Here is an 11,373-nt window from a genome sequence, read left to right as displayed (position 1 = left end):
TTGCGCGACAGGAGCATGGCCAGGGGGCGGCCCACGATCACGCTGCGCCCGACCACCGCCACGTGGCGGCCGGCGACGTCGATCCCGTAGTGCTCGAGCAGCACCGACACCCCCAGCGGCGTGCAGGGCACGATCCCGGCCACCCCGGCCAGCAGCCGGCCGAGGTTCTCCGGGTGCAGGCCGTCGACGTCCTTGGCGGGGTCGACGGCGCCCTGGACGCGTTCGGCCGAGAGGAGCGGCGGCAGGGGGATCTGCACCAGGACGCCGTGGATCGCCGGGTCCCGGTTGAGACGCTCGACGAGCGCGAGCAGGTCTGGTTCGGCGGTGTCGGCCGGCAGGCGGTGGGTCACGTGGTGGAAGCCCAGGGACTCGCAGGCCTTGCCCTTGCTGCGCACGTAGGCCTGCGAGGCGGGATCGTCGCCGACCAGGATGACGGCCAGCCCGGGCTTCAGGCCCGAGGCGGCGGTCCTGGCGCGCAGGTCTTCGAACACCGCGTCGCGGACCGCGGCGCCGGCGAGGCGCAGGCTCGGCATCGGTGGACCTCCGTCAGCGGGCGAACGCGACGGCGCGCGTCTCCCGCAGCACCATGATCTTGATCTGCCCGGGGTACTCCAACTCGCCTTCGACGCGCCGGCTGATCTCCTCGGCCAGCACGATGGCCTCGGCGTCCGAGACCAGGCTGTGGTTGACCAGGATGCGCACCTCGCGCCCGGCCTGGATCGCGTAGGACTTCTCCACGCCGTCGAAGCTGTCGGCGATCCGCTCGAGGCTCTCCAGACGCTTGACGTAGTTGTCGAGGCTCTCGCGCCGGGCGCCCGGCCGCGACGCCGACACCGCGTCGGCCGCCGAGGTGAGGAACGTGTAGACCGACTCCGCGTCGACGTCCTGGTGGTGGCCCTCGACGGCGTTGATCACCGCGTCGCCCTCCCCCAGCTTGCGCAGCAGCTTGCCGCCGATGAGGGCGTGCGGGCCGTCGACCTCGTGGTCGGCGGCCTTGCCGATGTCGTGCAGGAAACCGCAGCGGCGCGCGAGCTTGGGGTCGAGCCCGAGCTCGCCGGCGATCATCGCCGAGATCGCCGCCACCTCCTTGCTGTGCAGCAGGAGGTTCTGCCCGTAGCTGGTCCGGTAGTGCAGGCGCCCGATGTAGGGGTGCAGCTGCGGGTTGACGTTGGTCAGGCCGAGCTCGAGGCAGGCCTGCTCGCCGATCTCGCGCACGCGCTCCTGCATCTCGGCGGTCGCCTTCTGGACGACCTCCTCGATGCGGCCCGGGTGGATGCGGCCGTCGCGGATCAGCTGCTGCAGGGACTGGCAGGCGATCTCCCGGCGGACCGGGTCGAAGCCCGAGATGATCACGGCCTCGGGGGTGTCGTCGATGATCACGTCGACGCCGGTGGCCAGCTCGAAGGCGCGGATGTTGCGGCCCTCGCGCCCGATGATCCGCCCCTTCATGTCGTCGTTGGGCAGGTCGACCACCGACACCGACATCTCGGCGATGTGCTCGGAGGCGTAGCGCTGCACGGCCAGGCCGAGGATGTGCTGCGATTCGCGGCGGGCCTTGCGCTCCGCCTCCTCGCGGACCTCCTTGACCGTCCGGGCCGCGTTCATCCGGGCCTCGGCGATCATCTTCTCCTCGAGCTGCTGGCGCGCCTTCTCGGCGCTCAGGCCGGCGATCTGCTCGAGGCGCTGCCGCTGCTCGTGCTGCAGCCGGACGGCGTCCTCGCGCATCGCGGCCAGCTCGTCCTGGCCGGCCTTCAGCTCGAGGTCCCGCTTCTCGAGCTTGGCTTCCTTCTGGTCGATGTAGGCGACCTTCTTGTCGAGGCCGGCGTCGCGCTGGTCCAGGAACTCCGTGCGCTTGGCCAGCTCGCGCCGGGTGTCCTCGGTCTCGGTCTCGAAGCGCCGGCGGGACTGGAACAACTCCTCGCGGGCGCTCAGCTCGGCGGATTTCTGGATGCCCTGCGCCTCGCGGCGGGCGTCCTCCAGGACGCGCTCGCTGCGCTGCTCGGCGTCGCCGTGGAGGCGGTCGTAGCGCGATTTGTGGAGGAACCAGCCGAGGAAGGCGCATCCGCCCGAGGCGAGCACTCCCGCGACCGCGACGATGATCGTCGTCATGATGTATCTCCTTCCGGAACGGAAGGAAAAAGAGGGGGGCCGGTCGTCGTCGCAGGCGCGGTCAGGATCGAGATTCCCCGCCGGGTCGTGTGGCCGGAAGCAATTGAACCATTGCTTCAGGTCGGGTCTCCTGTCCGGCCCTTCGGGCTAGCCTAGGGGACGGAACTCCGGAATCCCACGTCGTCAGTGTTGGCTCAATGAACGCGACACATCACGGGCCAGGCAGGGAATCCTTTCCGGTCGATCCTCAGAGCTTCTCCATCTCCTTGTCCAGGAACGCGGTGATCTGCCCCGTCCGCTCGTCCAGCAGAGAGAGGGCCTGCTGATGCTTCTGTCGTTCCCGCAGCAATTCGTCGGCCAGGTTCACCGCGACCAGGATCGCCACCTTGCTGGTGGAAGCCAGGGCGGATTGGTCCGCGATCTCGCGCATCTTCTGGTCGACCAGAGCCGCGACCTTCTGGACGTAGGCCGCTTCCGCTTCACCCTTGAGGGTGTAGTCGCGGCCGTAGATGGACACCGTCACGCTTCGGGGATCGGTCATCCTGTGCACTTTCCGACGGCTCCGGCATCCTGGCGTCCGCTCACGATCCGCGCCTGCGGCGCCGCCGACCCGATGGTCAGTCGAGGGATTCGAGCGTCTCCAGGAGGCCTCCCACCTTCTCCTCGATGAGTCTGCGCTTGTCCTCCCAACGGGCGACAACCGCAGCCTGTTGCCGGGCTTCGGAGAGTTCCCCCTCAGCCCGACTCACCTGGTCCTTGAGAGCAGCCACCTGCTTCTCAAGCTCTTCCCGCCTGCCGACCAGAACCTCATTCTCGGCCTTGAGTTCCTGGATCCGCCGCACGGCGGTCATGACTTTCGCTTCCAACAGCTCGAAGCTGTTATCTTGCATCTCTTGGATCGCCTTCCAGTTGGGGGGCGCGATTCACCGAATGCCCGAAGATGCGGCTACCCCCTCAACTCAACATTCAAGCTCTGGGCGAGCGCCCGCGTGACGGCCTCGACGGCCGCATCGACCGCTTTCCCCTGCAGGCTACCCTTGGCGCTTTGGAACTTCAAGCGAATTCCACAGGCGGCGCGCCCCTCCCCCAGGCTCGGCCCGCGGTAGACGTCGAACAGGGCGCAGGACTGCAGCAGGGGTCCCGCCGCGGTCCGCACGACCTCCTCCACCCGGTCGTAGCCCACCCCGTCGGGCACCAGCAGCGAGAGGTCCCGCTTGACGGCCGGGAAACGCGGGAAGGCCGCGAATCGCGGCACCGCCGTCTCCAGGTCCAGATTGCCGAGCTCCACCTCGCACAGGGCGACGGGCGCGTCCAGGTCCATCTCCCGCAGGACCTTGCGCGCCACCAGGCCGGCGCAGCCGGCGGGTCCGCCCCGCGCGTCGCGGATCGCCCAGCGGCAACCCGGCTGCAGGTAGGGCTCGCCGTCGGTCGGGACGAGGGCCAGTTCGAGCCGCATCTGGGCGGCGAGGGCCTCGACCAGACCCTTGATCTCCAGCAGGCCGGCGTCGGCGCCGCCCAGGACCTGCTCGGAGCGGCCGATCACGGCGGCCTGGAGGGTCCAGGTCTCCTGCGGCAGGCGCCGCTCGTCCTCGCGCCGCACGTCCTGCGGCCGCGGGCCGGCCGGCAGGAAGGCCTTGTTCAGCTGGAACAGGCGGAAGGGCAGGTCGCGGTCCGCGTTCACGTTGTGGCGGGCGATCCTCAGCAGCGACGGCACCAGGCTCGTGCGCAGCAGGGTCTCGGCCCCGGAGTGCGGGTTGCGCACGGCCAGCACCTCGCGCCGCGGGTCGGCGGGCGGCAGCCCGAGGCGGTCCAGGTCGGCGCGCTCCATGAACGAGCTGGTGACGATCTCGCTGTAGCCCACCGCGGCCAGGTAGCCGCGCACGGTCTCGGCCAGCTCGTCCTCGCGCCGTCGGCGGACGCCGGCGCCGCCGCGGAAGGCCGCGCCGTCGGCGATGTTGTCGAAGCCGTGCATGCGGGCGATCTCCTCGATGAGATCGACCTCCTCGTGCAGGTCGCGACGGAAGCTGGGGATGGTGACCATGAACTTGCCGTCGCCGCCCTGGCGGCCGCCGCTGCGGCCCACGGGCTGCGACTTCAGCCCGATCGACTGCAGGTGGGCGAGCATCTCGGACATCGAGAGGTCGGTGCCCAGCAGGCGGTTGGCCTGGGAGACGCGCATGGTCAGCGGCGCTGGCTCCCGGCGGTCCGGGTTCTGGCGGTCCACCACGGTGGGGTCGATGCGCGCGCCGGCCAGCTCCTGCAGCAGGATCAGGGCGCGGTGGGCGGCGTCCTCGACCGCGTCCCAGTCGGCGCCGCGCTCGAAGCGGTAGGAAGCCTCGGTGGACAACTGGTGCCGCCGGGCGCCGCGGCGCACGGCGCTGGGATCGAAGTAGGCGCTCTCGAGCAGGATCTCCACCGTGTTGACGTCGACCTGGGAGTCCGCGCCGCCCATCACGCCGGCCAGCGCGACCGGCCCCGCGGCGTCGGCGATCACCAGGTCGTCCGGCGTCAGCGCGCGGTCCTCGCCGTCGAGGGTGACGAGCCGGGTGCCGGCCTTGCCGCGCCGCACGTAGAGGCGGTTGCCGGACAGCTTCTTCAGGTCGAAGGCGTGCAGCGGCTGCCCCAGCTCGAGCAGGACGTAGTTGGTCACGTCGACCACGTTGTTGATGGGCCGCGAGCCCACCGCGAGCAGGCGGTCCTGGAGCCAGCGCGGCGACGGGCCGATCTTCACCCCGCGCGCCACGTGGGCGGTGTAGCGCGGGCAGTCGGCGAAGTCGGCGATCTCGACCGGGAAGTCGGGGCGGTCCCCGCCCGTCTTGGGCGGCGACCACAGGGCGGGCCCGTCCAGCAGGTGCCCGGAAATGGCCGCCACCTCGCGGGCGACGCCGAAGTGGCTGAGCCAGTCGGGCCGGTTGGGCGTCACCTCGATGTCCAGCACGGTGTCGCGGCAGCCGATCAGCTCGTCGGCGGCCGTGCCGGGGACCGGGGCGCCCTCCAGGACCAGGATGCCTTCGCTCTGCTGGGCGAGCTGCAGCTCGGCGGCCGAGCAGATCATGCCCTGCGACTCCACGCCGCGGATCTTGGACTTGCGGATGCGCAGGTCGCCCGGCAGGACGGCCCCGACCCGGGCCAGGAACACGTCCTGGCCCGCCGCCACGTTGGCGGCGCCGCAGACGACCTGCAGCTCCTCCCCCGAACCGTCGTCGACCGCGCAGAGGCTGAGCTTGTCGGCGTCGGGGTGACGGCGGCAGGCGGTCACCCGCGCGGTGACGACGCCGGGGAACTCGCGCACGTAGGGCGTGACGGACTCGACGTTGAGCCCGGCCATGGTCAGGCGGTGGGCCAGTTCCTCGGGGGTCCAGTCCCACGCCACGAAGTCGCGCAGCCAGTTCAGACTGATCTTCACCGCACACCCCGGAACTGATGGAGGAAGCGCAGGTCGTTCTCGTACAGCAGGCGGATGTCGTCGATGCCGTAGCGCAGCATGGCGATGCGGTCGATCCCCAGCCCGAAGGCGAAGCCCGTGAAGGCGTCCCGCTCGTAGCCGGCGGCCGCGAACACGTTGGGGTGCACCATGCCGGCGCCCATGATCTCGATCCAGCCCGTGCGCCCGCAGACGTTGCAGCCGGCGCCGCCGCAGGCGAAGCAGCGCATGTCCACCTCGACCGACGGCTCGGTGAAGGGGAAGAAGTGCGGCCGGAAGCGGATGGTGCAGTCGGCGCCGTACAGCAGGCGCAGGAACTCGCGCACGGTCGTCTTGAGGTCGGCCAGCGTCACGTCCTTGTCCACGCAGAGGCCTTCGATCTGGAAGAACTCGGCGGCGTGCGAGGCGTCCGCCGCCTCGTTGCGGTACACGCGTCCCGGCGCGACGATGGCCAGCGGCGGGCGGTGCCGCTCCATGTAGCGCACCTGCACCGGCGAGGTCTGCGTGCGCAGCAGCAGCAGGTCGTCGATGTAGAAGGTGTCCTGGCTGTCGCGGGCCGGGTGGTCGTCGGGGAAGTTCAGGGCCGTGAAGTTGTACCAGTCGAGCTCGACGTCCGGACCGCCGGCCACACTAAAGCCCATGCCGTGGAAGATGTCGCACACCTCGCGCACGATCGCCGGCAGCGGGTGCAGCGAGCCCGCGGGGGCGGGCGGCGTGCCGGGCAGGCTCAGGTCCGCGCCGGCGCCGGCGACGGCGTCGCCGGCCGTCAGCAGACCGGCCGTCTTCTCCAGCAGCGCGTCCTCGAGCTCCTGCTTCAGGACGTTGAGGGCCGCGCCGGCGGCGGGCCGCTCCGCGTCGGGCAGCTCGCGCAGCCCGCGCAAGAGCCCGGTCAGGGAACCCTTGCGCCCGAACAGCGCGACCCGCACCAGCTCGATGGCCTGCTCCGAGTCCGCGCCCTCGATCAGGGCGCGGCCTTCGGCCCGCAGGCGGTCCAGCGTCTCCCGCATCGTTCCTCCTCGTCGTGCGCGTCTACAGCGCGGCGCGCGCCGCTTCGGCCAGCTTGGCGAAGCTGTCCATGTCGCGGACGGCGAGGTCGGCCAGCTGCTTGCGGTCGATCTCGATGCTGGCCTTCTTCAGGCCGTTGATGAGGTGGCTGTAGCTCAGGCCGTGGATGCGGGCCGCGGCGTTGATGCGGATGATCCAGAGGCGCCGGAAGTCCCGCTTGCGCCGCTTGCGGTCCCGGTACTCGGACACGAGCCCGCGCTCGACCTGCTGGCGGGCCATCCGGAACTGGTTGCCGCGGCCGGCCACGTTCCCGCTGGCCTGCTTCATCACCTTGTTGCGCTTCGCGCGCGCCGCGGGATTGTTCGTCGCTCTCGACATGTCGCTGTCTCCTGATCGGGTTGTGAGGTCCTGGACGCCGCCGGCCCGGCGGCGACACGGCTACTTGCCGGCCAGCATCCGGTCGACGCGACCCAGGTCGGCGCCGTCGAGCATGGTCGTCTTGCGCAGGCTGCGCTTGCGCTTCGGGCTCTTCGCCGTGAACAGGTGGCCATGGTAGGCGTGGCCTCGCTTGATGCCTCCGGAGCCGGTGCGCTTGAAGCGCTTCGCGGCGGACCGGTTGGTCTTCATCTTGGGACCCTTCATGATGTCTCACCTTTCGCAGGCGGCGCGTGACCATGACCGGAGCGGCCGCGCCCTGCCGCTCCCGCCGTTGCGTTGTCGATCCCTACTCGCTCTTCAGCGGCATCAGGATCAGGCTGACCGTGCGACCCTCCTGGGTCGGCCGGCTCTCCGGCTTGCCGAACTCGGCGACGTCCTCGACCAGTTCCTTGAGGAACTCGATGCCCAGGTCCATGTGGGACATCTCGCGTCCCCGGTACTGCATGATGACCTTGACCTTGTTGCCCTTCTGGAGGAACTCGACGATGTGATCCTTCTTGAAGTCGTAGTCGTGATCGTCGGTCTTGGGACGGAACTTGATCGTCTTGACCTTCGTGACGTGCGACGACTGCCGCGCCTTCTTGGCCTTCTTGCTCTGCTCGTACTTGAACTTGCCGTAGTCCATGATGCGGCAGACCGGCGGCCTCGCGGTCGGAGCCACTTCCACCAGGTCGAGACCCCGTTCCTCGGCCAGGGTCTGGGCCTCGCGGGTGTCCAGCACCCCCAGCTGTTCGCCGTTCTCGTCCACCACGAGCACCCGGGGAATGCGGATCATGCGGTTGACCCGGAGCGTCTTGTCCTCTTTGATCGCCCAACCTCCTGATAGGACCGCGCGGCGCGGCGCCGCACAAAAAAAGCGGACATGACGGTCCGCTGCGAAATACGCGCAACCGTTCCCGCCGCGAAGGGGGCAAAACGGTGAGAGGACCGGCCTCTGCTTGGCTTGAGTTGTCGCGCCCGGCGGACCGGGCACCGGACCAATCTATAGCTTGCGGGCCACCTCGTCAAGCCTGGCGGCGGCGAAGTCCCCCACCGCCTGGACCCCCAGGTCCCCGCCGCGCCGGGCGCGGACCGACACGGTCCCGGCCGCCTGCTCCTTGCCCCCCACCACCAGCATGTAGGGCACCCGCATGGTCTCGGCGTCGCGGATCTTGTGGCCGATCTTCTCCTCGCGGACGTCCGCCTCGGCCCGCAGGCCGGCGGCGACCAGCTGGGCGGCGACCTCGCCGGCGTAGGCGTGCTGGTCGCGGCTGACGGACAGGACCCGGCACTGCTCGGGCGCCAGCCAGAGCGGGAAGTCGCCCGCGAAGTGCTCGGTCAGGATGCCGATGAAGCGCTCCAGCGACCCCATGATCGCCCGGTGCACCATGTACACGTACTTCTCCTGGCCGTCCTGGTCGACGTAGGTCACCTCGAAGCGCCGCGGCAGGTTGAAGTCGAACTGGACGGTCGTGGCCTGCCACTTCCGGCCCAGGGCGTCGATCAGCTTGATGTCGATCTTGGGGCCGTAGAAGACCGCCTCGCCCTCCTCGCGGGTGTAGGCGAACCCGTGGGCGTCGATGGCGCGCACCAGCGCGCGCTCCGCCATCTCCCACTCCTCGTCCGTGCCGGCGTACTTGTCCTTGTTCAGCGGGTCGCGGACCGACAGCTCGACCTTGAACTCTTTGAAGCCGAAGGCCCCGAGGATCTCCCGGGTCAGCACCAGGACGTTGTTCACCTCGTGCTCGAGCTGGTCCGGGGTGCAGAAGTTGTGGGCGTCGTCCTGGGTGAAGCCGCGCACGCGCATCAGCCCGTGCAGGGTCCCCTTCAGCTCGGCGCGGTAGACGGTGCCCAGCTCGGCGTAGCGCACCGGCAGGTTGCGGTAGCTGCGCTTCTTGCGCTTGTAGATCAGGATGTGGCCGGGGCAGTTCATCGGCTTCACGACGTGAGGGCGACCGTCCTGCTCGAACACGTACATGTTCTCGCGGTAGAACTGCATGTGGCCCGACGTGTTCCAGAGCTCGGCCTGCGAGATGTGGGGCGTCGTCACCGTGACGTAGCCGTCGCGGCGGTGGACCTGCTTCCAGTAGGTGATGATCTCGTCGCGCAGGATGTCGCCGCGCGGGAACCAGAACGACAGGCCCGGCCCGGCCTCGTCCATGATGCCGTAGAGGTCCAGCTCGCGCCCGAGGCGACGGTGGTCCCGGCGGCGGGCCTCCTCCAGCATCTGCAGGTGGGCGTCGAGGTCCTTCTTCTTGAAGAAGGCCGTGCCGTAGATGCGCTGCAGCTGGCGGTTGGCGCTGTCGCCGCGCCAGTAGGCGCCGGCCATGTTCAGCAGCTTGACCGCCTTCAGGTCGGAGGTGTCCGGGACGTGCGGGCCCTCGCAGAGGTCCGTGAAGCCGCCCATGACGTAGGCCGAGAGGCGCGCGTCGCCGAGGCTCTCGATCTGCTCGAGCTTGTAGGGCTGCGCGGCGAACAGCTCGCGGGCCTCCGCCGCATCGATCTCGCGGCGCACCACCGGCGTCTTGGTCGCGGCGAGCTCGATCATGCGCGCCTCGATGCGGGCGAGGTCCTCGTCGGTGAAGGTCTGCTCGCGGTCGAAGTCGTAGTAGAAACCGTTCTCCACGGGCGGCCCGAAGGCGAACTTCGTCTCCGGGAACAGGTCCTGCACGGCCCAGGCCAGCAGGTGCGCGGCCGAGTGGCGCAGCGCGTCCAGCCCCTCGGGCGACTCGCGCGTGATGACCGAAAGGGAGCCGTCGCCCGGCACCGCGTCGTCCAGGGCGTGGTGGCGCCCGGCGTGGGTGACGGCCAGCGCGTTGCGCAGCAGCCCGGCGCCGATCCCGCCCACCACGTCGCGGAAGGTGGCGCCGGCCTCGGCGCGCTGGACGGAACCGTCGGGAAGGGTCAGGGAGGACTGGGCCATGGCTGCGCTCCTGGGTCGGCGCCGCGGCGGCGCGGGAAAAGTCCGTGGTACTTAAAAAGATGAGGTGATCCCGGGGGCCACCTCATCCTTGACAGCTGATTGGTGGGCGATACTGGATTCGAACCAGTGACCCCTTGCGTGTCGAGCAAGTACTCTAGCCAACTGAGCTAATCGCCCACTGTCATGCAGGACAAGCCTGCGCGCCGCCGAAACTAGGCCCCAACGAGGGGCCTGTCAACCCCTTTAGGACAGATAGTCGACCAGGCGGCCGCCGGCCACGGCCTGGCGGATCCGGCCGAGCGCCTGGTTGCGGATCTGCCGCACGCGCTCCCGGCTGAGGTCGATGTCCTGCCCGATGACCTCGAGGGACTGCGGCTCGTCCTCCCCGATCCCGTAGTAGCGGACGATGATGCTGCGCTCGCGCGGCGAGAGCATGGCCAGGGCCGACTCCATCTCCTTGAGCATCTCGTTCTCGACGAAGTTCGACTCCGGCGACAGGGCGTCCGGGTCGGTGAGGGTGTCGGCGAGGGTCACGCCCTCCTCCTCGTACACGCTCTCGTCGAGGCTGGCCAGCGGGCGGCTCGCGTTGCGGATCTGGTTCATCTTGCGCGTCGTGAGGCCGAGCTCGGAGGCGATCTCCTCCTCGTCCGCCTTGCGGTGGTGCTTCTGCTCGAGGCGCTGGGCCGTCTTCTTCATGCGCTGGGCCTGCTGGGTGCGGTTGATGGGCAGGCGCACGGTGTTGGTCTGCTCCGCGATGGCCTTCTGGATGGCCTGGCGGATCCACCACACGGCGTAGGAGATGAAGCGGAAGTCGCGGCGCTCGTCGAAGCGCTTCGCGGCCGTGATCAGGCCGATGTTGCCCTCGGCGATCAGGTCCATGTAGCTGAGGCCCTGGTTGAGGAACTTCTTGGCCACGCTCACCACGAAGCGCAGGTTGGCGTTGACCAGGTGGTCGAGGGCCTCCTTGCTGCCGTCGCGGATCTTGCGGGCCAGCTCGAATTCCTCTTCCTTGGTCAACAGCTTGTATTGGCCGATGGTCTGCAGGTAGTGCTGCAGGCTCGTGTCCTCGCGCCGGTCGCTGCTCAGTTCGATCTCGTACACGGCTGTCCTCCTCGCTCCGCCCGCCTGGCCTGGCCCGTTAGCCGGCCCCCGCTGTTCGTAAGGATCAGAGAACGTTTCCTGTCGGTCCAGGTTCCCATTTTCGTGACTCTGAATTTTGAATTCATTATCACGACGGAGATGATTCTAGCGTCCCGGATTCCTAGTGTCAAGATTAATCTTCCCTTTTTACTCCACATTTGGCCCCCGATGGGACCGGGTCGGCTAACTGCCGACCCGGTCGTCAGTTGGGGCATCCATCGGGAGTCTAGTCGTCCACGACTTCGTAGTCGGCGTCGACCGAATCGTTCTTGCCCTTCTTGCCGCCCGGGGCATCGTCGTCGGGGGCGTCCTGCCGGACGGGACCGCCCTGGTCCTGCTGCTTGGCCGAGGCCTT

11 protein-coding genes and 1 tRNA gene are annotated in these 11,373 nt (G+C 69.1%); all 12 read right to left on the bottom strand.

Annotated features, from left to right (window positions below):
* Nucleotides 1-533 (bottom strand): bifunctional 5,10-methylenetetrahydrofolate dehydrogenase/5,10-methenyltetrahydrofolate cyclohydrolase (locus tag Q7W29_10455; protein ID MDO9172240.1); only part of this gene is annotated, 533 nt, incomplete at its 3' end.
* 13 nt (nucleotides 534-546) lie between these two features.
* A complete protein-coding gene (rny, locus tag Q7W29_10450; GenBank protein ID MDO9172239.1) occupies nucleotides 547-2,109 on the bottom strand; it encodes a ribonuclease Y in 1,563 nt (520 codons plus the stop codon).
* Between the two features lie 247 nt (nucleotides 2,110-2,356).
* Nucleotides 2,357-2,650 carry a cell division protein ZapA gene (locus Q7W29_10445; GenBank protein MDO9172238.1) on the bottom strand — a complete coding sequence of 98 codons (294 nt, stop codon included), beginning with the start codon at nucleotides 2,648-2,650 and terminating at the stop codon, nucleotides 2,357-2,359.
* 76 nt (nucleotides 2,651-2,726) lie between these two features.
* Nucleotides 2,727-2,999, bottom strand: coding sequence for a hypothetical protein (locus Q7W29_10440; GenBank protein MDO9172237.1), 273 nt, complete (start codon nucleotides 2,997-2,999; stop codon nucleotides 2,727-2,729).
* Nucleotides 3,000-3,055: 56 nt separating this feature from the next.
* Complete coding sequence (gene pheT, locus Q7W29_10435; GenBank protein MDO9172236.1) at nucleotides 3,056-5,515, bottom strand: phenylalanine--tRNA ligase subunit beta; 2,460 nt, start codon at nucleotides 5,513-5,515, stop codon at nucleotides 3,056-3,058.
* Nucleotides 5,512-6,540: a phenylalanine--tRNA ligase subunit alpha gene (gene pheS / locus Q7W29_10430; protein ID MDO9172235.1), complete on the bottom strand. Its 1,029-nt coding sequence runs from the start codon at nucleotides 6,538-6,540 to the stop codon at nucleotides 5,512-5,514. The genes pheT and pheS overlap by 4 nt, the downstream gene beginning before the upstream one ends.
* A 22-nt stretch (nucleotides 6,541-6,562) precedes the next feature.
* Complete coding sequence (gene rplT / locus Q7W29_10425; protein ID MDO9172234.1) at nucleotides 6,563-6,916, bottom strand: 50S ribosomal protein L20; 354 nt, start codon at nucleotides 6,914-6,916, stop codon at nucleotides 6,563-6,565.
* Between the two features lie 60 nt (nucleotides 6,917-6,976).
* The gene (gene rpmI, locus Q7W29_10420) at nucleotides 6,977-7,180 is read right to left on the bottom strand and encodes a 50S ribosomal protein L35 (protein MDO9172233.1); all 204 of its coding nucleotides are present in this window, start codon (nucleotides 7,178-7,180) and stop codon (nucleotides 6,977-6,979) included.
* A gap of 82 nt (nucleotides 7,181-7,262) precedes the next feature.
* Nucleotides 7,263-7,751 carry a translation initiation factor IF-3 gene (gene infC / locus Q7W29_10415; GenBank protein ID MDO9172232.1) on the bottom strand — a complete coding sequence of 163 codons (489 nt, stop codon included), beginning with the start codon at nucleotides 7,749-7,751 and terminating at the stop codon, nucleotides 7,263-7,265.
* A 207-nt stretch (nucleotides 7,752-7,958) separates the two neighbouring features.
* A complete protein-coding gene (gene thrS, locus Q7W29_10410) occupies nucleotides 7,959-9,878 on the bottom strand; it encodes a threonine--tRNA ligase (protein MDO9172231.1) in 1,920 nt (639 codons plus the stop codon).
* Nucleotides 9,879-9,978: 100 nt separating this feature from the next.
* Nucleotides 9,979-10,055: transfer RNA gene (locus Q7W29_10405), tRNA-Val, on the bottom strand.
* 66 nt (nucleotides 10,056-10,121) lie between these two features.
* Complete coding sequence (locus Q7W29_10400) at nucleotides 10,122-10,979, bottom strand: RNA polymerase sigma factor RpoD/SigA (protein ID MDO9172230.1); 858 nt, start codon at nucleotides 10,977-10,979, stop codon at nucleotides 10,122-10,124.
* Between the last annotated feature and the right edge of the window lie 394 nt (nucleotides 10,980-11,373).

This window comes from bacterium (assembly GCA_030654305.1).
GTDB lineage: Bacteria > Krumholzibacteriota > Krumholzibacteriia > LZORAL124-64-63 > LZORAL124-64-63 > PNOJ01.
Note: the sequence above shows the minus strand (reverse complement) of the source record. Positions and strands in the feature narration are given on the sequence as shown.